20 protein-coding genes and 1 riboswitch are annotated in these 22,098 nt (G+C 42.0%); of the genes, 10 read left to right on the top strand and 10 right to left on the bottom strand.

Annotation, left to right across the window (positions count from 1 at the left end; all coding sequences use genetic code 11):
* Nucleotides 1-227: 227 nt before the first annotated feature.
* Nucleotides 228-668: a VOC family protein gene (locus KJS58_RS12765; RefSeq protein WP_213532868.1), complete on the bottom strand. Its 441-nt coding sequence runs from the start codon at nucleotides 666-668 to the stop codon at nucleotides 228-230.
* A 199-nt stretch (nucleotides 669-867) separates the two neighbouring features.
* Here KJS58_RS12765 and KJS58_RS12760 point away from each other — a divergent pair, with 199 nt between their 5' ends.
* Complete coding sequence (locus KJS58_RS12760) at nucleotides 868-2,676, top strand: 5'-nucleotidase C-terminal domain-containing protein (RefSeq protein ID WP_213532867.1); 1,809 nt, start codon at nucleotides 868-870, stop codon at nucleotides 2,674-2,676.
* A 340-nt stretch (nucleotides 2,677-3,016) separates the two neighbouring features.
* On the opposite strand, the gene KJS58_RS12755 is transcribed toward KJS58_RS12760, so the two are convergent.
* The 3 genes from KJS58_RS12755 to KJS58_RS12745 form a co-directional block, all read right to left on the bottom strand.
* On the bottom strand, nucleotides 3,017-6,388 hold the full coding sequence (locus KJS58_RS12755) for a DUF5704 domain-containing protein (RefSeq protein ID WP_213532866.1): 3,372 nt from the start codon (nucleotides 6,386-6,388) through the stop codon (nucleotides 3,017-3,019).
* Nucleotides 6,385-7,311, bottom strand: a complete 927-nt coding sequence (locus KJS58_RS12750; protein WP_213532865.1) for a stalk domain-containing protein — start codon at nucleotides 7,309-7,311, stop codon at nucleotides 6,385-6,387. The genes KJS58_RS12755 and KJS58_RS12750 overlap by 4 nt, the downstream gene beginning before the upstream one ends.
* 316 nt (nucleotides 7,312-7,627) lie before the next feature.
* Entirely contained in the window at nucleotides 7,628-9,379 is a 1,752-nt protein-coding gene (locus tag KJS58_RS12745; RefSeq protein ID WP_213532864.1) for a proline--tRNA ligase, read from the bottom strand.
* 561 nt (nucleotides 9,380-9,940) lie between these two features.
* On the opposite strand from KJS58_RS12745, the gene KJS58_RS12740 reads away from it, so the two are divergent.
* Nucleotides 9,941-10,612 carry a 3'-5' exonuclease gene (locus KJS58_RS12740; RefSeq protein ID WP_213532863.1) on the top strand — a complete coding sequence of 224 codons (672 nt, stop codon included), beginning with the start codon at nucleotides 9,941-9,943 and terminating at the stop codon, nucleotides 10,610-10,612.
* An 11-nt stretch (nucleotides 10,613-10,623) separates the two neighbouring features.
* On the opposite strand, the gene KJS58_RS12735 is transcribed toward KJS58_RS12740, so the two are convergent.
* The 3 genes from KJS58_RS12735 to KJS58_RS12725 form a co-directional block, all read right to left on the bottom strand.
* A complete protein-coding gene (locus tag KJS58_RS12735) occupies nucleotides 10,624-11,625 on the bottom strand; it encodes a helix-turn-helix transcriptional regulator (RefSeq protein ID WP_213532862.1) in 1,002 nt (333 codons plus the stop codon).
* Between the two features lie 177 nt (nucleotides 11,626-11,802).
* Nucleotides 11,803-12,555 carry a hypothetical protein gene (locus tag KJS58_RS12730; RefSeq protein WP_213532861.1) on the bottom strand — a complete coding sequence of 251 codons (753 nt, stop codon included), beginning with the start codon at nucleotides 12,553-12,555 and terminating at the stop codon, nucleotides 11,803-11,805.
* 292 nt (nucleotides 12,556-12,847) lie between these two features.
* On the bottom strand, nucleotides 12,848-12,994 hold the full coding sequence (locus KJS58_RS12725) for a hypothetical protein (RefSeq protein WP_191797045.1): 147 nt from the start codon (nucleotides 12,992-12,994) through the stop codon (nucleotides 12,848-12,850).
* A gap of 242 nt (nucleotides 12,995-13,236) precedes the next feature.
* Between KJS58_RS12725 and KJS58_RS12720 the strand changes: the two genes are divergently transcribed.
* From KJS58_RS12720 to KJS58_RS12690, 7 genes are all read left to right on the top strand, one after another.
* Nucleotides 13,237-13,674 (top strand): hypothetical protein, encoded by a 438-nt coding sequence (locus KJS58_RS12720; protein WP_213532860.1) that lies wholly within the window; start codon nucleotides 13,237-13,239, stop codon nucleotides 13,672-13,674.
* A gap of 45 nt (nucleotides 13,675-13,719) precedes the next feature.
* Nucleotides 13,720-14,427 carry an AIM24 family protein gene (locus KJS58_RS12715; protein ID WP_213532859.1) on the top strand — a complete coding sequence of 236 codons (708 nt, stop codon included), beginning with the start codon at nucleotides 13,720-13,722 and terminating at the stop codon, nucleotides 14,425-14,427.
* Between the two features lie 109 nt (nucleotides 14,428-14,536).
* A riboswitch (PreQ1 riboswitch) is annotated at nucleotides 14,537-14,580 on the top strand.
* A 236-nt stretch (nucleotides 14,581-14,816) separates the two neighbouring features.
* Nucleotides 14,817-15,509 carry a 7-cyano-7-deazaguanine synthase QueC gene (gene queC / locus KJS58_RS12710; protein ID WP_213532858.1) on the top strand — a complete coding sequence of 231 codons (693 nt, stop codon included), beginning with the start codon at nucleotides 14,817-14,819 and terminating at the stop codon, nucleotides 15,507-15,509.
* Nucleotides 15,506-16,000 carry a 6-carboxytetrahydropterin synthase QueD gene (gene queD, locus KJS58_RS12705; protein WP_191797038.1) on the top strand — a complete coding sequence of 165 codons (495 nt, stop codon included), beginning with the start codon at nucleotides 15,506-15,508 and terminating at the stop codon, nucleotides 15,998-16,000. The genes queC and queD overlap by 4 nt, the downstream gene beginning before the upstream one ends.
* Nucleotides 15,993-16,730, top strand: coding sequence for a 7-carboxy-7-deazaguanine synthase QueE (gene queE, locus KJS58_RS12700; RefSeq protein ID WP_213532857.1), 738 nt, complete (start codon nucleotides 15,993-15,995; stop codon nucleotides 16,728-16,730). Before queD ends, queE begins: the two co-directional genes overlap by 8 nt.
* A gap of 36 nt (nucleotides 16,731-16,766) precedes the next feature.
* Nucleotides 16,767-17,264 (top strand): preQ(1) synthase, encoded by a 498-nt coding sequence (gene queF / locus KJS58_RS12695; RefSeq protein ID WP_160032376.1) that lies wholly within the window; start codon nucleotides 16,767-16,769, stop codon nucleotides 17,262-17,264.
* A 191-nt stretch (nucleotides 17,265-17,455) separates the two neighbouring features.
* A complete protein-coding gene (locus tag KJS58_RS12690) occupies nucleotides 17,456-18,715 on the top strand; it encodes an MFS transporter (protein WP_213532856.1) in 1,260 nt (419 codons plus the stop codon).
* 44 nt (nucleotides 18,716-18,759) lie between these two features.
* Here the strand turns inward: KJS58_RS12690 and KJS58_RS12685 are convergent, their stop codons facing one another.
* Nucleotides 18,760-18,966 (bottom strand): hypothetical protein, encoded by a 207-nt coding sequence (locus KJS58_RS12685; protein WP_213532855.1) that lies wholly within the window; start codon nucleotides 18,964-18,966, stop codon nucleotides 18,760-18,762.
* Nucleotides 18,967-19,114: 148 nt separating this feature from the next.
* Nucleotides 19,115-20,074, bottom strand: a complete 960-nt coding sequence (locus KJS58_RS12680) for an EcsC family protein (protein WP_213532854.1) — start codon at nucleotides 20,072-20,074, stop codon at nucleotides 19,115-19,117.
* A gap of 173 nt (nucleotides 20,075-20,247) precedes the next feature.
* Between KJS58_RS12680 and hmpA the strand changes: the two genes are divergently transcribed.
* A complete protein-coding gene (gene hmpA / locus KJS58_RS12675) occupies nucleotides 20,248-21,453 on the top strand; it encodes an NO-inducible flavohemoprotein (RefSeq protein WP_213532853.1) in 1,206 nt (401 codons plus the stop codon).
* A gap of 14 nt (nucleotides 21,454-21,467) precedes the next feature.
* On the opposite strand, the gene KJS58_RS12670 is transcribed toward hmpA, so the two are convergent.
* Nucleotides 21,468-21,971 (bottom strand): Crp/Fnr family transcriptional regulator, encoded by a 504-nt coding sequence (locus tag KJS58_RS12670; protein ID WP_213532852.1) that lies wholly within the window; start codon nucleotides 21,969-21,971, stop codon nucleotides 21,468-21,470.
* Nucleotides 21,972-22,098 lie beyond the last annotated feature (127 nt).

Here is a 22,098-nt window from a genome sequence, read left to right as displayed (position 1 = left end):
TAAAAACCACATTTTATTTCTCGAAAAAAATCATGTTTCTTCTATTATATAAGTTTAACTTATAAGTGATTTATCTTCGTGGCTAGCAACTTGAAAAGAGCTGTCCTATGACAGCATTACTACAGAGCTCACTTCTATATTGAAAAAAGCACCCGTCTCAAAAAATGGACGCGCGCTCTTATTTATTTTATCTGTATGTTCATGAGAGTTTTCATACTGTTTTTAAATTATAATTTATCCCAGTCTTCCCATGGAATCACCCCAAGTTCTGGCTTCGCTTCTCCAGGAAGCATGGACAGCCACTCGATTAAATGACCATCCGGATCTTCTGCAAACATAGAGACAGCAGGCATCCATCCAAAAACGTAGGGCCTGCCGGTTTTGTCACCGACAAAATTATCAAGAAGCACTCCTTTTTGAGCAAGCGTGTCTATTGTCTCTGTAAATTCAGACAGCGGTATTTCGAAAGCAAAGTGCTGCCTGGAAATTTCATGCGGTTCCTTTTTCCATAAACCGAGCATGGCATTTCCTTTTCCGCCAATCCAGTAAAACCGGGCACCCCGGCTATCGGTATGGGCGAGTTCAAGTCCAACCTGGTCTTCATAAAATGCAGCAGAGCGTGCCAGATCCAGTACATCTAGATGTGTTTCAAACAATCCTCTAATCATTTGTAATTCCTCCTCTCATGAAAATAAGAGCTTTACGTTAATTCGTACGCAAAACAGACCATACTATATTTATTCTACTTCATATCTTTTATGGTGTAACCTTCCATCTGTTCAAGAAAGTGATTAAAAAAATGAACTATTCTTCATAGTTATTTGGTAAAATGTGCTTGAGATAAAAATTGGGAGGGTTGAAACTTATATGTTTAAATGGAAAAAGACATTATCGACGATTGCCGTTTCCGCATTATTTTTCAGTTCAGTGGGTTTTGCTAATGCAGCAGTAGAATTGGGAGGGACGGCCTCCACTTCTGAGCAAAAGGGAACTCACATCACCATCCTACATACAAATGATACCCATGCAAGAGCCGTAGAAGATTCGCCGAACATGGGATATGCCAAAGTTGCTGGAATTGCGGATAAGTACCGTAAGGATAACCCCAACACTCTTTTTCTAGATGGCGGTGACGCAATTCACGGAACAACCTTCGCTACACTTGTCAATGGAGAAAGTATCGTGAAAGTCATGAATGAAATGGGTTATGATGCCATCGTTCCCGGTAACCATGAATTCAATTATGGCTGGGAGCATCTAGTGAAACTAAGTAAAGATTTGAACTTTCCTATGATTAGTGCCAATGTGAAGAAAAAGAACAGCACAGGCCTTTTTGATCCATATATCATTAAAGAAGTGGACGGAGTGAAACTCGGCATTATCGCCCTCACTACACCGGAAACTGCTTATAAAACAAATCCAAAAAACGTAGAAGGTATTCAGTTCACAGATCCATCGGATGAAATGCAAAAATACGTTGACGAACTTCGTAACAAAGTAGATGTTATCATTGCACTGGCTCATACCGGGCAGGATGATTCGGATACAGATAATACGTTTGATGTGGTAAAAGAAGTCGATGGTATTGATGTTTATATAGACGGTCATAGCCACACAACCCTCGAAGATGGAATTCTGGCGGATAATGGGACATTAATTGCCAGTGCCGGTGAATACACTAAATATGTTGGTGTCGTGGATCTATGGGTTGACGGCGGTGATGTAGTTAAGAAAAAAGCCTCCCTCATTGACGAAAAAGAAGCAGCAGGAATTGCTCCTAATGAAAAAGTAGCTGCTCTGGTTGATTCCATCACCAAAGAACAAGCGCCGATTCTAGACGAAGTGGTAGCAAACATCTCAACTGATCTGGAAGGTGCTCGTGAGAAAGTACGCACTGGCGAAACCAATCTAGGAGACCTCATTGCAGATGCCCTTCGTGATGTATCGGGTGCGGATGTAGCCTTAACGAACGGCGGCGGTATTCGTGCTTCCATTGAGAAAGGGGAAGTGACTAAAGGCGAAGTCATTACCGTGCTTCCTTTTGGTAACCAGATTGTCACATTAAATGTCAAAGGTGAAGACCTCATTGCAGCCTTGGAAAATGGGGTGAAAAGTTATCCCGAAGCAAGCGGCGGATTCCCCCAAATCTCCGGCTTTACTTTTAAAATCGACCCTTCAAAAGAAGCTGGAAGCCGGGTTCACTCCGTGATGGTTGGCGGAAAAGCAATTGATCCGAACGCCGTTTATTCCCTGGCAACCAATGATTTCACGTCCATCGGCGGCGATGAATACGATATGTTCAAGAAATATAGCCAAGCAGGAATGTACGGCTCTCTGGATGAAGCATTAATTACTCATTTGCAAAAGTTAGGCAAAGGAACGGTTACTACAGATGGTCGGATCTCGGAAGGGACAGCTCCGGTTATTGCTCCGCCAGCAGAAGAAAAACCAGCACCTGAGGTTCCTGTTACACCCGAAAAACCAGCTAAACCAAGCAAACCGTCTAAACCTGTTGCAGAAAAGCCATCCGTATATGTTGTAAAATCAGGGGACACCTTGTATTCCATCTCCCTTAAATACAACACCACTTGGCAGACCCTTCAACAACTCAATAAACTTAAAAATGCACATTGGATCTATCCAGGTCAGACTTTAAAGCTCCCTGTTGCGTCTTAGTAACAAAATATAGATCAAAAGTCATGCTTGTTCCCTATTTTTTTGAAAATATTTTCTCTAATCTATTAATATTCTCAACATATAACCGATAATATAGTTAAGAAGTCGCGATTATGTAGCTCGTAGGCAAGCCCATATGTAAGTATTAGACAAAAAAGTAGTCAATTAGTAATGGTTTGTAAGCAAGATCATGATTGGTACCACATAAGTAAGGCGAAAAATATCATAAGAGTATCGTTTAAAGTTTGAACAGCATGCACAAAAAGGCCCTGCAAATGCAGGGCCTTTTTGGTGCTTAATTGTGGCAACAAATGCTGCCCAGCTACCTTCTCACCTTCAACTAATGAGGAACCTCAGAGGAGAAATCATCTCGGCTCGAAAGATCGCTATTATAATACAGCACATCTCCATCCAATGAAGAAAAAGTATCCCCTTTAGGCGTCACGAACCCACGCTCATATCCTTCTAACCTCCACTGATTCATTAGCGGAGAATAAATGTATTGCAAGTGAGGATTCGCGGTGTCTCCATTCTGGATACTTTCCATATTGAAGTTAACAATGATATACCCACTTTTCAGCAGTAGATCTGATTGGTCATCCAACATTTCAGCTCTCGCATACTTCTCTAGTGAAGTACCTTTCTTCACCGCTACTACATCTGCTGGCAAGCTATATTCGCCATACCAATGCTGGATCGAGGCACTCGCCCTATACGTATCAACACCTTCAGGCAATTTATCTTTTGGACCCATGAACGTACGCAAATCACGAGATAATAACATCCAGGAATAGCGGCCTGCCCAAGCAGGGGTTTTGGCAGCTCCTGTTACATACTGCGCTGTGTAGACGTCTTTTGAAGTCTGGTGACGATCGGCATCAGATAATTCTTTTGCATAACGATACGCTGCCGTATCCGCCATTTCCGTAAGAGGTACGTTACGCAAACGTGTATTAAGCACAACGAATCTTTTCTCTTCATCTTGCTCCGAACCGATCCGTATAAAGTGTTTGTTACCTTTACTATAATACAGATCAACTTCCTGTCTCTCCGTGCCATCCTTGGCTACATAATAAAAGGTAGGTGTAATCCGTATTCCATCGGTGGATGAAAACATATTCCCTTTTGTCTTTACATCAAACTTGAAATGATAACCTGTGTTCACAGCTACATTCGCGTAACTCGGAACCGGATGACTTCCGGGTCTCACAGGCAGGATATAAGGCAGTTTATTGCCTCTCGCTGCTCCATCGATTCCTTTCAGTCCTGTCCAGTAGCTAAAACCGGAAGGTACATAACTTCCTAGGCTACTACGGAATACATTCTCCCACTCATAATCTGCAATGTCTGTAATGTGAAAGTCATATAACCGGCCAATCACTTCAACTTCTGCTGAATCTGTGGCAACATGATGAGCAAGATTCGTATTCGCATCCCGCTGATGGCTAAAATCAGCTGGCGAGTTCTCGGCGATGGTACGGAACCATACCGTATAGTCCTCTTCATCTACCCATACCGGCAGGAAAAACTCCATTTCGAGCTGAGTTACCGGGACAGAAATCCAAGTATTCTTTGGATAGAAAGTCCGCTGGTCACCGCTGTACACATCAAAGGGAAAATAGACTTCCTTACTTCTCACATACTTCGCATAATCACGATCACCATATCCAGGGTAACTGACATGCTGTCCACTTGTTGGGATTCGTACTTTAAATGGTCGATCTAAGATAAAGGCAGCTCGAGCCGCATTTGGTTTTGTTTTTTGATTATGCTCCTGATCATCCGTTACGGAAGAGTAGTTCACAACTGGGGTGTGGACAGTAACGGTGTTAATTGGAGATACGGGATAAGTCTTATCACCACTGCCGCCAACCGTAGTAGGGAGCAAGCCATACTTAATGCTTCCAGAAGAAGTGGTATGAGCTTGGTTCATTAAAGAACGGCTGATTAGTAACTGGTCTTGGAAAAGCACCTGTTCTCCCGTTTCCTTATACGATCCCATCTTAGATGGATTCGGTATTTTCGAGGGAGTAGGTCCGTTCTGTGAGACTGTGCTGCCGTCCATCACTGTGGTAGTACTGCCTCCATAAGAAAACTGCAGGGCATCATTTTTCACATCAGGAGGTTTGGTTTGCCCTTCAGCTAATGCCTTTATCTTCGATGTATCATCAGGAGGAGAAGGCTTAGAATATCCACCTTTATCGACGACTTCCGGTGTAAAACGAATATCGCCGGTTTCTTTTGGTATCACATGCACCTCTACATCTTCAGCATGCTCCATATTTATAGAAGGAGGACTATACCCTTTGGGGCGTAAGGTTACGTTTCCGCCAGGCAAAGCATAGTTACTCATCGTTGCTTCATTGATCTGATAAACTTCAAGATTATTGATTTTCCAGTAAGAGTAATCTCGTGTAAAAGAAAAAGGATAGTTTTTCACTTCCGTATCTGTCTTATCAATATCAGGCTGCGGCGTTTTATTACCTTTATCGTCTACTTTGTCTGGTTGTTTTTCCTTCCACTTTAAGACGTAAGTAGCTTCTACGTTACAGGTATACGTGATTTTCCCTTTCTGCTGACCAAAAGTATGCTGATACAAATAGTTCATAGCCCACGTATTTGCGTAGAGGTTCTCCGAAGTTGGAATACCGAGAGTTACATCAAACTGTCTTCCATTCGTGTTGTTATCCGCAAGGATATGTCCTTGTGCGCCCGGCTCCATGAAAGATGATACAGGCGAAGCCACTTGAGATGGTGGATTTATATTATAGGTGCAGGCTCCACCTCCACTTGAATCAGTGGGCGGTGACGGTGGCGGATCTATTTTTGGTTCGTAATAGAAATTCACATAGTAGATTGGAAAACTTGCATCATAAGTGAATTTAGGAGGATCCCCTGGTGTAATGTCACCTCCACTTGGTGAAGCAACGGTACTTTTCTTATAACCTATGTATGGATAATCTGCTGTCCCTGTCGTATGAGGAAAGTTATAAGCTTTATCTTTCTCTATCTTCTCCTCACGATTCTTGAAACTAGACACTCCATCAAGAGACTTACCTGTGGTAGTGTAATGTTTTATGATTGCTTTGCCTTCTTCAGGTTCTAGTTCGATCTCAAAAAGAGTAGGAAAAAAATACCGATACCCTAACACAGTAGAATCAAAATATTTTCCTTCGTCTTCCTCTTCCTTTTTACGATCGATAGGTTGGATATTAGCCTCAAGCAATCCATTGTTAACATAAATGGGTACATAAGCCGTATTAGAACCCTTACCTGTCCATATTACTGGATTAGTAAAATTATATCTGGTTGAGGTTGCATCTTCATAGTATTTTCTGTTATTTGTAGCTAACTCACCTTTGCGGGAGGCATCAAAGGTTTGTTCTGCATATTTCCAATTAAAATTAAAATTGCTCACTTTCACTGCTTTAACTTTTCGAGAAGAATTAAAGGAGAATGTATAATCAAAACCATCAACATTGTAAGATCCTCCTGGTTTTTTCCCATCAGTCCAATCTCCCGCAGAATTCCTCCAAACTTCAAAATAAACCATACCGACAAAATAGTATACATTAGGGTTATCAGGACTTTGAAATAATCTTTCAACACCAATTGCTTTTGCCTGTCCTGGAGGAAGAATAAACACAGACGACAATATAAAAATAATACTAATTAGTATATTAGTTAATTTTTTTCTCATAAGTTCTTTCATTTAAAAGGGTTAGCTACAATTACAATATAGTTATCTGGGTCATCTGTTCTGAAAGAAATATAATCTACACTGCTGAGTTTGAATTTTGTGTAATCATAATTTTCCACAAACTTCCCATTTTGAAAATGATCTGAAGAACTGATAATCGGATAGAAATTTGTTCCTGTCTTATCACTATTATTTTGGAATGCATTATCTACGTGATTTCTTCCTTTTATATAGTCATTCTTAATTAAGAAGTCTATTGGATTCCCTCTCTCACTACTTCTAATAGTAATATAATTTTCTCCATTACGCTTTATCATGTCTATGCTATAAATGACCTGTCCACTTCCTAGTCTGATTGGAAAATCACTCATTCTTATAACTTTCACACCTTGTGTTTTTTCAGTAATTCGATTCGGAGTTTTTTCGAAATACTCTTTAAAGTCACTAAGTGGTCTTAACTTAAATTCCTTATCATCCGTACTTCTAAAATTCTTTTCTCCAATCCAAACCCAGCGCCCTACCTTATCCCATTCCACTTTCTGCCCTAACCCTTCACTCACCAATCGTAAGGGGACAAAGGTCCGATTTTGCTTCAATATAATTTTCGTACCATAACTTTTCTTTTTTCCATCAATCAAAGCGGTAGTTTGTCCCACCGTCATTTTTACCGTATGATCTTGATTCGTAACACCAACCACAGTCGTCTTTCCGCTTTTGCTATAACTCACCTTAGCCCCTAACGCTTCAGATACAAATCGAATTGGAACCATTACACTTCCCTGTGAGTCCTGAAAAGGTTTCGCATCAGGGAAACTCATTTTCTTTGTATCTAATAATACTTCTACGGAAGCAGCACCCGCAGCTCCTACACGATCAACAGGTATCGAAGTAAATACCAAAGACCCTAACATAATCGACAAAATTAACTTTTTCATGCTTTTTAATCTCCTATCATCTAATTTTGTACTTTGTATTGTTTTTCCTTATTCTTTTTATCGGTCTGCAATACTTACCTTTTAACGTATTTAAATACATATTTTACCTTGTAGTTTGAAACCTCCCTCTTATTTATCTCTCAGCACTTTAAAATAGAAAACCAGCTTCAGAAATACCTGCTCTATTTACACAACAACCCTAAAAAGACACAAAAAAGGACCTTGATTGAAATCAAGGCCCTATGCTTTAGGACAAATCGTTATATGCTGAGGTCAAACTCGTTTTTAATAGAATATAATATATTAAGCATTTTGACTAGTCTGCTTTTGGGAAAATATGCATTTTCGTTATCTCAAGCACTTCTTCTACAGACATGCGCTCAGAACTAGATGGTTCCGTGTTCTCTGCATCGTGAGAATTCGCCGGCCAACTGCACTCGACCTGCCTTTCTGCTGCATCTCTTCCTACAATGACTCGTATCGGCAGACCCATTAGATCAGCGTCTTTGAACTTCACGCCCGGACGCTCATTTCGATCATCTACGAGTACCTCCACGCCAAGGGCAGTCAGCGAACTTTCAAGTTCGTGAACGAGTGCCATCTGTACCTCATCCTTCACAGAAATCGGAATGAGATGCACATGGTAGGGAGCAACAGCGACTGGCCAGCTCATCTTACGATCTGCCGAATATTGCTCTGCAATCGTTCCAAGCAGCCGAGAAATTCCAATACCATAGCAGCCCATAATCGGTTTTTGAGGAGTCCCTGTCTGATTAAGGAAAGTAGCGCCCATCGCATCACTATATTTTGTACCCAGTTTGAATACATGCCCTACTTCGATTCCGCGATCGAACGTAAGCGCAGAACCGCACGAAGAACATAAATCTCCCTCTACGGCATTCCGAATATCGACTGCTATATCCCATGTGAAATCTTGCCCTGGCTGCACTTGAATATAGTGATGGTCCACTTCATTCGCCCCAGTCACCGCACGATCCATAGAAATAACAGCATAGTCGGCAATGATTCTCATGGAAAGATCGTATGGTCCGAGATATCCCACAGGAAGCTGTAAATCCTTATATTTTTCTTGATCTAACATCTCCAGTTGCTCCACTTTAAGTGCATGCTGCAATTTAATCTCATTCACCTCATGATCTCCACGAATCAGTACAGCAACAGGGACACCATCTGCCTCATACAACAGGGTCTTGATTATATTCTGCGGTTCGAGATCCAGGTATGAAGCAACTTGCGGAATGGTCTTCGTGTCTGGGGTATGAACCTTTGTCTTCTGAGATTCTGACACTCGAGTAAACGGCTCAGCCCCTCCAGCATCTGCATCGGTTTTAAAAGTCGCCTTCTCTAGATTTGCTGCATAATCACAAGAGGTACAAGTCACAATTGTATCTTCACCAATGTCTGCGAGCGCCATAAATTCGTGTGTTTCGCCGCTTCCTCCAATCGTTCCTGCATCTGCTTCCACTTTCGTGAAGTGAAGTCCTACCCGAGTAAAGATCCGTGTATATGCCTGGACCATATCTTCGTATACTCGGTCAAGCTCCTCCCAATTAGCGGAAAAAGAATACGCATCTTTCATGAGAAACTCGCGGCCGCGCAGTACACCAAAACGAGGTCTTCGTTCATCCCGATATTTTGTACTGATCTGATATAGCGTAAGCGGCAGCTGACGGTAACTATGAACTTCATCGCGGATGAGTGCGGTAATCACTTCTTCGTGAGTAGGTCCAAGGGCAAAGGACCTGTCATGTCGATCAGATAATCGCATAAGCTCCGGCCCATAATCACGATTTCGACCTGATTCTTCCCATAGCTCGATCGGTTGCAGCGAAGGAAGCAGCGTTTCTTGGGCCATAATGGCATCCATTTCTTCTCGAACAATTTGTTCTATCTTATGAAGGACCCTTCTGCCTAACGGTAAAAGACTGTAGATACCGGATGCCGTTTGCCGAATCATACCTGACCTCAGCAAAATTTGGTGACTTCGCGCTTCTGCCTCTGCAGGCGCTTCTCTCAAGGTTGGAATAAACAACTGACTCTGACGCATGATTGTCCCCCTCCTCCTATAGGCTGTAAAATAAAAAAAGACACTTTCGTCAAGGGACGAAAATGTCGTGGTACCACCCTAATTTAAGTTTATTCCTCTGTAATGTAATACGTAAACTGTTACCCAGTCTAACGTGGCAAGATACAAAAGAATAATCTTCTCTATGGCATAACGTGCCTAACCCGGCAAGTGAAATCTGCTCAAGATTTACTTGCAGCTCCAAGGTAGGAGTATAAGTTCAAATTTCAGAGACCTTTCAGCCTATCGGATCTCATTCTCTTATGAAATTTGTTGTCATCCTATACTATGTCCTTGATCGTCGCTGTTCGCATTTTTCAAAAAGATTACTGGAATATGACATAAAAGTCAATCTCCTTCGTATACACAAATCCTATAAAAATTAGTTAGCTAGTATTCTTGCCAGGAAAGTGATAGAAAATACGCTGACAGTCTATTATCTAACAAGTAATATAGTACAATAGATCTGAGAATCTTAGAATGAGCTTATAGATGAATTGATTCAGATGAATCAAAAATAAATAGAGAAAGGAGTTATTTCTGATGAATTACATTATCTATGATCTTGAATTTACGGTAAGCCGCAGTACTCGGTATTCTTCCGAAATCATTGACATCGGAGCGGTAAAGGTTGCCCCAATTGATGATAAAGGAAGTCTAGGGGTTGTTGATTCATTTCATACCTATGTACGACCTTCCAACAAATCCGTTTTGTCCACAGATACGATCCAATTCACCGGTATTACGCAGAAAGATATTGATGCAGCTCCTCTATTCCCCGAAGCCGTTCAGCAATTTATCGAATGGTTGCCAGCTACCTACTATCTCTGTTCCTGGGGACCAGACGACAAGAGCAAATTCTTATCCCATTGCCGTACGCATCAGGTGAAAGTGGACTGGATCAGGAACCATAATGACATCCAAAAACAAATCTCAAGGACGCTTCGTAAAGAAGGAGGTTCCCGCCAGCTTGGACTAAGTCAGGCCCTTACGATGTGTGGTATTCCATTTGACGGTACCCAGCATCGCGCTCTTGATGACGCCATCAATACAGCGAGAATATTTATTCATCATTTTGAACACTTGAAGCTTGCGGAGAACAGTGCCGCTGACGAAGAAGGAACGAAATCCAAACTTGTATATTCGAGCGGAGATGATGATAAACATAATCCCTTTGGAGATCTTGCCAAATTGCTTAGACCATCTGATTCTTAACACGAAACGGGTTACTCATCTTGATAGAAACAAAGCCAAGTCTTGAGCCTCTCTCGTAATTGATCTCGGTAATACGGGGGCTCGAGTATTTCGGCAGCAGGTCCATAAGGCATAAGCCAATCCATAAACTCTTCACTGTTATTCACCATGACTTCAAGGATCATATTCCCATCTGGTTCGTGTATATACTTAGGCTTTACCAGAAATTCACTTCGTTTCATCTTCTCCACAGCTTCCTCATAAAACCTCACTTTAAACAAGGTTCGTTCCAGCCCTGGATTAACAGACAATGTGTCTTTCATGGAGATGTTTTGTGCATACATTTCTCTCCGAAAGGTCTGAGGCATAATCTCCGCTTCAAGAAAGCAGCTCATTCGAAAAGACTCTACTCTCTCTGTATTGTGACAATATCCGATTACATAAAAATGATATCCTTTAGGTACTAAATGATAAGGATCGATCGTTAGTTTTAGATTAGATTGCTCTATGTTAACAAACCCTTCAACGCCCTCAATCGGCGAATCGTAGACAGCCTGGATTGTATTCTGTGACAAAGAAGCTTGTATAATACTGACAATGATTTTGTTGTCCCTTTCATCCTGCCAGTGTTCCTCTGCTTTTCCAAGCCGAATCACTTCGGCAAATTGTTCAGCCCATTCGACTCGTTCTGTTTTCTTCTTTAGACTTACAGCCATAACTTTCTCGTAGGCACTTTCAAAAGCACAAGGCAATAATGGTTTCACTTCGTCCATAACATCTGCTAGTTTTGCAAAGGCTGTCGTTTCTTCCTCTGACCAATTCAGCGGATAAAGTGCAAACCTGCTGATAAACTGATATCCACGTCCGTGCCCCATATTTACAACCGGAATATGCATTGCACTAAGTGCATCCATATCCCGGTAAATTGTACGCTCTGATGTTTCACAACGTTCTGCTAATTCTCTTGCTAAAATTCCAGGCTTTGCCTGTACCAAGGTAATAATACGCATTAATCGTATAAGTCGCTCTGTCATGAGATGCCCCCTATAACAACACTATAGTTAAAAAGAACTAATATCGCCTCGTAAGTTTATAGTTCTTTGGACTTATATCGGTTATTTGGCTTGTTTTCATTATGTATATTCCGTTATAAACCTAGATGCTATCTGATAAGTACTGAATATTTGATACCTAAACAGCAATCTTGCTGCTTATTTTGCTTCTTTATCATAGTAATCCTTGCCATAAGACACTGTGAGACTCTGATCTTCTTCCACATCAACCGAATCATAACAAGATTTCTCATGAGTCTGCTCATAATAAAGGCATAAACAACTCAGAATATGAGCCTCCCGATAATACTCTAAATCGCCCGTCCTCGTGGCTAGGATCAACAATCCATCTGTATGTCTTTTTATAATTTCTTTTCCTTCTTCATTTCTGCCTCTTTCAAACGCCCTGAGGCTCTGCTTCATAATTACAGTCGATTGACTTAGTACTGCATATTTCTGCACCCGTGGGTCTGGTTCTCTTCCAATTACCCCAAAATGTGTGGAAACAAGCAAATTAATTTGTTCTCTTCGCAGTAAAACCCGTTGTTCTTGCTTTGTCTTCAGTGCACTCCAATAAGCGGAGCATGCCGGTTTCTTGCCTGGAGATTGAGAACTTACATCGAATTCTAGTAAGAAAGATTTTGTTTTCCCTTTATACGCGTTACCGAGACCAATTACCCATCCGGCGTCGGATTCTTTTGCCCTCACACCATGAACTGCTTTGATCTGCATGTCCTTCTCAGGTTTAATTAACAATTCCACTTCACGGAATAACAGTTTAGGCTGTGTCTTCAGTTGTCTCTTGGCCGGTGGTCCACTGCGCCATTCAATCAGCAAAAACAGTGAATTTTCGCCAGAAACGGGAATAGCTTCGCGGTTCCAAGTATAAAATACATCCAAAGATGAACTCACTAAAATCTCCCCCCTCAGTTGCTTTACTTAAATACTAACAGGATAAAAAGACAACTGATTGTCAGGGAACATATGTTCTTATACAAATAGTTGCAAATTTTTGTGTCTTTACACCATCCATTCGTTATTTTCCGACCTTTTATGACAAAAAAACACAAATCTCACAGATCTGTGTTCCTTACTGTATCTTTTCTCATGATAAAAAACCGAACACGGGGTTTTTGAATCATATACCCGTTTCCGATCTGATCGTTCTTTCCTATCACGTGTTGCTCACTATGAAGCATTGATATTAACGACGTTTCATTTCTACGGTTCTTTTATTTTTATTAATCGGAGCATAAGTGACCCCGTCCATAACTAATGCTTTTCCAACCGGTTTTTCATTAACCGTTACTCGAATTGTTTTATACACTTTTTTATCTACTCTGCTTTCCATTTCTGTATTTCCTCCTTATAAATATGACAACCACAGTTCATTATTTCCCGAATAAGACCTTTTCCTTCTAATTAACCTATCCGAAGTATGTCTAAACATATATTTTTTAATTTTTGTTACATTCTTTAAATCAATTTCAGAATATATGAAACAATAAAAAACAAATGATCGTATAGAATAGCAGTATCCCCTAATATTCTTTCTTTATTTCGGGTTAATAGGATATATAAGGTGGTGGATCTATGAAAAAAAAGTGGCAACTTCTACTGATGGCACTTGCCATGTACAGTCTACTTCTCATGATTTCAGATGAGCGGGCTCAGGCCGGATTTTGGGAAAATGTATATAACGGATATGAGCAGTTTTCAAATCTACCGGAGGAAGTAAATAAATTACAACAGAGCTATGAACAGACGATGACGGAACTCAACAGCGCCAAAGAAAATATAGAATCATTCCAGGCTCATAATGAAGAATTGATCGCACAAAATCAATATCTCATGGAGCAAAATGAAAGCCTTACTTCCATGGTTAGTAAGCTGCAAAAAGCAGAAGAACAACGAATGAAGACACAAAAAAGAATTACGACGACGGTGATTACAGCCATTGGCCTTATCATATTCTACTTCGTGCTTGTCCGTATCATTCGTTATCGTATGCAAAGACATTCAAGATTATAATTCAAGATCAGGCTTCTCTATTTATAGAAAGGAACAGAACAAAAGATGCAAATATCTCAAGGACACGAAGCTTCTATGATTACCGGACAAGCTGTCACTTTCTCATTAACCGAAGGAGACAAAATCCATGTGCTTCATCCGCAGCAGATTGTTGCTTACCGCGGGTCCGGTACGGGCAGAAATGATCGTCTCATGAATATTAGCGGAATGTATCGTAAACATAAGCTGATTCAATCCGAGATTAGCGGTCCTTGCCAGTTTGTTACTGCCCTGCCCCCCGGTTTCAGCATGAAATCGATCAAACTCGAAGAGAAAAGTGATCTGCTGTACGACTTCCGGCATTTATTCTTCTATAGTGAAGGAATACAAATGCAGACTAGGATTCTTAAGGTCAAGAATATGCTGATTACCCGAGATGCAATAAAAATGAAATTTTCGGGTAACGGAGTGATCGGTATTCTCACGCAAGGTCAAGTCTGTGAACAAGAGCTTCATCCCACTGCCCCACTGTATGTAGATGCCGGCAGCGTCATTGCTTATCCGGAAAATGCAAAACTGGAACTCACCGTGTATGGAAATCATCTCGCTAGTCAGCATATGAACTATCACTGGAAGATGACCGGACAAGGTACGGTCCTGTTTCAGGCCGGCCGAGAAAATCGGAAACTCGAGAGTGATATGAACAATGACGAGGGTCTTTTTAAACGAATTTTGCGTGAAGTGTTACCTTTTGGAAATGTATTGATTAAGTAAAAGGGCTTCTATTGTGCCTATTTTCTGCTATAATACTACGAGTACGATAAAAACTAACGACAACTACAAATATAAATCCATGGATCATCATGCGGGATATCCGATTTCCATGGGAGAGGTTCGCGAACTCCCTCTATAAAAAACTATACAGATTGTCTAATAAGCAGGCTATTTACCTCCCCTGTGCAGTCAGCAGCTTTATTTTCATAAAGTGGCCGATTGCTCATTTTCGTGTTCGTAAATGATGCCTCGTCAATCTATATAAGTGCCCTCCAATTTTGGCAGCGGCCTGTTTTTTTGTTGATCGAGTAAGGAACTTCTCTTTTCTTCCGCTGATGAAACGCGATCCGTTCGTGTTTACTAATCCTAGAAGATAGAGAGGTTTTTTTATGTTTACAAATGAAAAAGCAATCGTCGTATTCAGCGGCGGACAAGATAGCACGACTTGCCTGTTCTGGGCAAAAAAATACTTTGCAGAAGTGGAAGTTGTCACTTTTGATTATGGACAGCGCCATAAACAGGAGATTGAAGTGGCTGCTGATATCGCTCGTGAACTAGGTGTGGAGCAAACCGTTCTTGATATGAGCCTGCTCAATCAACTCGCACCGAATGCTCTCACTCGCAGTGATATTGATATTTCACAAGAAGAAGGCGAACTGCCAAGCACATTCGTTGATGGAAGAAACCACTTGTTCCTAAGCTTTGCGGCTGTCCTTGCCAAACAAAAAGGAGCACGTCACATTATTACCGGCGTATGTGAGACTGATTTTAGCGGATATCCAGACTGCCGTGACGTATTTGTAAAATCACTGAATGTCACATTAAACCTGGCAATGGATTATGATTTTGTTCTTCATACTCCTCTCATGTGGCTGAACAAAGCAGAAACTTGGGCAATGGCGGACGAACTCGGAGCATTTGAATTTGTACGTGAGCGTACGCTTACTTGCTATAACGGGATTATGGGCGATGGGTGCGGCGAATGCCCTGCATGTAAACTTCGGAAAGCGGGCCTTGATGAATATACTGCTGAACGTAATCAAAAACCTTCTTCTATTGTTACAGGCGGTGAACAGCAATGAGACCTGAGCCTGGTACTTTTCGGATCGTAGAAAAGCTGCAACGCATCGGAGAAGATATTCAAAAAGAGCAGCTGCGCTATCACCGTAAACGGGTCCTTGTCAGCAAGGAATTTACTTTTGATGCTTCGCATCACCTGCACTGCTATGAAGGCAAATGCAAAAACTTGCATGGCCATACCTATAAAGTCGTATTTGGAATTAGCGGCATTCCCGGTGAGACAGGACTCACTGTTGATTTTGGCGATGTAAAAGAAATCTGGAAAACTCAGATTGAAGGTTATCTTGATCATCAATATTTGAACGAAACCTTACCGCCGATGAATACCACTGCAGAGAATATGGTCGTGTGGATCTATGAACAGATGGAAGCGGCTCTGCAAAGTGAACCTTACTGCTCCCAAATTAACAGCGGGCGTACTGAATTTGTGCGGCTCTATGAGACACCTACCAGCTACGCAGAAGTAAGACGGGAGTGGATGATTGATGAGTAATCCTCGTCCCATTCCTGTCCTTGAAATCTTTGGACCAACCGTCCAAGGAGAGGGTATGGTAATTGGCCAGAAAACGATGTTTGTTCGTACCGCTGGCTGTGACTATCGCTGTTCTTGGTGTGATTCTGCTTTTACATGGGATGGCAGTGCCAAAGATCAAATTCGTCAAATGAGTAAAGAAGAGATTTGGCAAGAGCTTACTTCCATCGGAGGTGATAGGTTCTCGCATGTCACGATCTCTGGCGGTAACCCTGCCATCTTGCCTCAGATCGGTTCCCTTGTCGAACTGCTTCAGGAGCGCGGAATTCGCACTGCAGTAGAGACTCAAGGGTCTCGCTGGCAGGATTGGCTTATGGATATTAATGAAGTAACCATCTCACCAAAGCCTCCAAGCTCTGGTATGAACACAAACTGGAATACTTTAGATGATATTGTGAGCCGCCTCGCGGATCGACCTTCGGATAAAGCCTACAGTCTGAAAGTTGTCATCTTCGATGAGCAGGATCTCGCCTATGCGAGAGAAGTCCATCGTCGTTATCCTGGGGTTGCTATGTATTTGCAGACAGGGAATCCAGATGTAGGTACGGGAGATACAGATAACCTTGCTTCCTCCCTTCTCCACCGTTATGAGTGGCTTATTGATCAAACAATGAATCTCTCTGATATGAATGATGTAAGAGTCTTGCCGCAGCTCCATACGCTGGTATGGGGAAATAAACGCGGCGTATAAATAAACAATAATAAGATGTATGAAGGAGATATGAACATGGCTGGACGTCAATCCGATGAACTACAAGATATTACACTACTGGGTAACCAGGGGACAAAATATAAGTTTGAATATGATCCAAGCATTTTGGAAACTTTCGATAACAAGCATCCTTACCGGGATTACTTTGTTAAATTCAATACTCCGGAATTTACAAGCCTATGCCCGATTACGGGGCAGCCTGACTTTGCAACGATCCACATCAGCTACATTCCTGATATTAAAATGGTAGAAAGTAAATCGCTGAAACTGTATTTGTTCAGTTTCCGTAACCACGGAGATTTCCATGAAGATGTAGTGAACATCATCATGAATGATCTAATCAAACTTATGGACCCGCGTTACATTGAAGTATGGGGCAAATTTACGCCAAGAGGCGGAATCTCGATCGACCCTTACTGCAACTATGGTCGTCCAGGTACAAAATATGAGGAACTCGCTACTCAGCGTTTGTTCCAACATGATATGTATCCTGAAAATATTGATAATCGCTAATCTGCTAAGATTGCAAGCAAACCTATGTAAGAGGTCGTTTCACTACGAAGTGAGGCGCCTCTTTTTCCTTTTTCGCGTAAATATAGGGATTGCCTACTAAGTAAATGATGTCATATGATGTAAAGATCTACCTGTTTCGGTTCATTAACAGTTACGTTTTTACTGAATTACATAGGAAAAGGAGACCTTACATGTCACTCAACTCACTGATGAAGACCGGTTCTGCTTCTCGGCCGCTTCCTCGTCCTGATGCCGGTTCTCAGACAATCTACCGGATTCTGATTGCGATCGGTCTCGTTCATCTGCTTAATGACTCGGTTCAGTCGGTTATTCCTGCTATTTTCCCTGTACTGCAAGACTCCATGGGAATCAGTTACAGCCAGATGGGCTGGATTGCTTTTGCACTAAATATTACAGCATCCATTATGCAGCCGGTGGTCGGTTATTTCTCTGATAAAAGACCCACTCCCGCTCTCCTGCCTATTGGAATGGGCTTCACCTGCTCAGGCATGATTTTTCTTGCCTTTGCCGACAGTTACATGGCCATTATGATGTCCGTTATTCTCGTCGGTCTGGGATCAGCCGCATTTCACCCAGAAGGTTCTAAAGTCTCTCACATGGCTGCAGGAAATCGCCGGGGATTAGCACAGTCTATTTTTCAGGTGGGCGGTAATGCAGGGCAGTCTCTTGCTCCACTCCTCACCAGATGGGTATTTATCCCCTTTGGACTGATGGGTTCCCTCGGGTTTGCGGCTCTTGCCGCAGTAGGGATTGCCGTACAGATTTTTATTGCCAGATGGTACGGACAAACGCTGAAAAACGGTGGATACGCTAGAAAAAAAGCAGCAGACGGAGTCATGAATCCTGCGGTGAAAAAGAACATCATGTATGCCTTTTTCATCCTGATTATCTTAGTATTCGTTCGTTCTTGGTATGTGTCTTCCATCGGAAGTTACTATGCCTTTTTCCTGAAGGATACCTTCTCGCTGTCTACTCAAGATGCACAGATCTATATCTTCCTGTTCCTTGGAGCAGGGGCACTCGGGACTTTCTTTGGAGGACCGCTTGCCGACCGTTTTGGTAAACGAAATATGATCTTTGCTTCCATGGCTTTTGCTGCACCGCTGTCCTTACTACTCCCATATGCTAATCTCTTCTGGACGGGTGTACTGCTGTCGATCATCGGCTTTATTATGTTATCCAGCTTTTCGATCACGGTAGTCTATGCTCAAATGCTGGTGCCAGGTAAAATAGGAACCGTCTCCGGGATGATTACGGGTCTCGCTTTTGGGCTCGGCGGGCTTGGTGCGCTTGTGCTGGGGAACTGGATCGATGCCGCAGGCATTAGTCCGGTTATGCAGGTATGCAGCTTTATGCCGCTGCTGGGCTTCTTAACTTTTCTGCTTCCATCAGACAAGAAACTCGCCACTTGGACGGATCGTACTGCCTAATAAAAAAACGCCGCGAAGGTTTGTCCTTCCGGCGTTTTTATTTTCTACTCCAGCGTTTCCTCAGCTTGCTTCACTTTTGGTTCTAATCTATTTCTGATCTCTATTAAGAGTGATACGATTTTATATAGAAAAAATAGAACGATACCTATGATCAAAGCAAGTCCGTAAGGAAACATGATAATGACTGCAAAGAAACTAATCACGACGAAAATCAGAAGATATAAAAGATCTTTTCCAGCATTGTTCTCCATTTGAGCTAACCTCCTATCTGAGCATATCCTCTAATAAAACAGACGAATGGATACCCTGAAAAGTTATATTCTCTCTCTCTTTACCCGATATTGCCCGGGTGTATATCCTGTCCGATCTTCCTTACCATTGAGGCAGATGATCCAGCTCCTAAATATCCTGCACCTCATCTAATTTTTTTAATAACCGGCGTTTTTTGTAGAGCATCTTTCCTGCTTCAGAAACATCGGTAAGCGCACCTTTATTACTAATGGATCCAAAAATAATGCCAGCAATCGGGATCATCTGAAACAGCTGTTTCCATCCATAATTTTCACGATAGGCAGTTACAACTTCCCGCCAGCCTTGCAGCTGTGAAATGACTTCTGCATTGGTATGTTCTTCATCAAAATGACTCAGTTCTTCAATAATGGCTTTTTTACCTACAATGTCGGCTGAAGAAAATTGAAGACATTTTACGATAAATACTCGCTCCATGGTCTCCTCTGGGTCATATCCATAGCAGATGGCAATCTCCTGTAATGTTTTTAAGGAAGTTCCTAACATGAGCGGAAGGTCAGCCGCCATGGTTACAATTCCACCTACTCCCGTAGCTGCTCCGCTTGCCGCCGCAAACTTGATCCGTCCCTGGATAATGTCATCTGCGGCTTGATCCATGACTGCAATGGGGAGTTTCGTAATATCTGCTATCGCAAGTTCAGGCGCATCCTCAGGAGAAGTCGCAGCAGCATCCTTTTCTTCCTCTGCGCGAAACTTTCCTGCAGCTGCCAAAGCAGCAGACGAAACTTGAGTAAACATTTTTTTAACCTGCAGCCCTTTTTTCTTTATTCCTATTTGTTCCGATGGCTCTTCCCCACTCAGAAATTTATGAATGTGCTTCAAGACAGCCCTTTTATTCACAAGGAATCGACCGCCATTTTGCAAAAAGGCCCCGAGTTCATTTAAAAGCATTCCGAGTTTATCTCTAATAACCTTTGGGGTAAGCTTATCCAACATGGCGAAGGGTAACCGCCCTAACTTTTCCCAGAAAAAAATATCCTTCTGTTCCTTCTCCCACTTCTCGATCAGAACGAGTTCTGCCTGCAGCAGTTCCTTCGATTCAATACTCATTGTCAACCCTTCTCCTCTTCACATAGCACTTGATATTTACCTATATACGAATGTCAATGGGAAAAGGATGCAATCTGTTCATAAAATTTGTGATTTGGATCACAATTGAAACAGATTTCCTCTTTTATACTGGAGATATCAATAATTAAGCAGGAAGAAAAGAGGTTTTACCTATGTTAAGCACTCACGATATTTCCATTATTAAATCAACTGTACCCGTTCTTGAAGTACATGGAAAAGACATCACTACATGCTTTTATAAAATGTTGTTTGAGCACCATCCTGAATTATTAAACATCTTCAACCACGCCAATCAGAAAAAAGGGAAACAACAAGCTGCTCTCGCTAATATGGTCTATGCAGCAGCCAAATATATTGATCAGTTGGAAGTTGTTCTTCCTGCCGTGAAAGAGGTAGCTCAAAAACACCGCAGTCTCGGCGTACTCCCTGAACATTACCCGATTGTAGGGAAATATTTGCTTATTGCCATTAAAGAAGTGCTTGGCGATGCGGCAACAGATGAAATCATTCATGCTTGGAATAACGCATATGGAGTCATTGCAAGTGTATTTATCGATATCGAGAAAGAAATGTATGAGGAAGCGGAAGGTCAACAAGGAGGCTGGACTGGATTCCGTCCATTTACCGTAAACAAAATCGTGGAGGAAAACGAACTTATCCGTTCTTTCTATCTCATTCCATCCGATGGAGGAGCAATTGCTTCCTTTACGCCAGGCCAATATGTGAGTGTAAAAGTTCAGGTCCCTGGAGAAACCTACACACAGATTCGCCAGTACAGTTTGTCCGCTGCACCACACGAACCTTACTATCGCATTAGTGTGAAACGTGAAGACGGGGCTTTGAATACACCAGAAGGTAAAGTGTCTAACTACCTTCATAACATAATCAAAGAAGGAGATAAACTTCTACTGTCTGCTCCAGCTGGTGAATTCAAAATGGAACTTACGGATGATCGTCCTGTCGTCTTTATCGGTGGAGGGATCGGAGTTACTCCGCTCATGAGTATGGTGAATACTGCTGTGAAGCAGCAGCCAAGCCGCCAAGTCACCTTTATTCATGCAGCTCATAATGGAAAAGTACATGCGATGGGTTCCGAAGTGAAACAACTGGAAGACGCTAACGAACAAGTGACTACCCACTTCTGTTACAGCAACCCGCTCCCTGAGGATACGGGTTACAGTAAAACAGGACGGATTGATCAGGCTTGGCTGCAAGAGATTGTACCTACAACGGACGCACATTTCTATTTCTGTGGTCCACTCTCCTTTATGAAGAGTATTCGGGACAGCTTGATCAGCTGGGGTGTTCGGGAAGAAGATCTGCACTATGAATTCTTCGGTCCAAAAGAAACGCTATAACCACCGGCTTAGGCTTAATTAAATTCACCTGAACGCAAGAGGCGGTTCACCGTCTCTCTACGAAGACCGATCAACTGACCAATTTCTGCTTGGGTTAGGAGATCGGTCATTTTTTCAGGTGCAATATACGTTTCCATCCATGAACGGAGTTTGCGCAGACGCTCGGCAGGTTCAGTTTCGGTTACTTGATCGATTCGCTGCTGCATCATACGAAGTTTCTCTTGAAGCTTTAGAGCTACCTCCCGGTATTTCTCTGGATGTACTGCCAATGAGTGATACCACTCTGCAGCCGGAATCACTTCGATTTCACAAGTAGATAAAGCCAAGGCTGAGCCAAAACTAGGACCAGGACTAATTAAACTATGATGAGGGAACATCTCCCCGGGAACGATAATATTAACAAGAAATGCTCCGCCATCCTCCTGAATTCTTATGATTTTGAGCATACCTGTTTTGAGATGGTAAAGAGGAGTCATATCCCCCTGCCGAAAAAGCACTTCACCTTTATGTAGTATCATATTTGATCACCTTTGATTTTTTATTTCTCTTCTCAAACTTATGTTTATATTATTCTCGCCCTACATTGTCTATAGTAACAAAAAAGAAGCACCGGATTCATAAACTCCTTGTAAAGGACAGTTTACC

The sequence above is a fragment of the Paenibacillus sp. J45TS6 genome (assembly GCF_018403285.1).
Classification (GTDB): domain Bacteria; phylum Bacillota; class Bacilli; order Paenibacillales; family Paenibacillaceae; genus Paenibacillus.
This window is presented reverse-complemented; position numbering and strand designations above follow the sequence as displayed.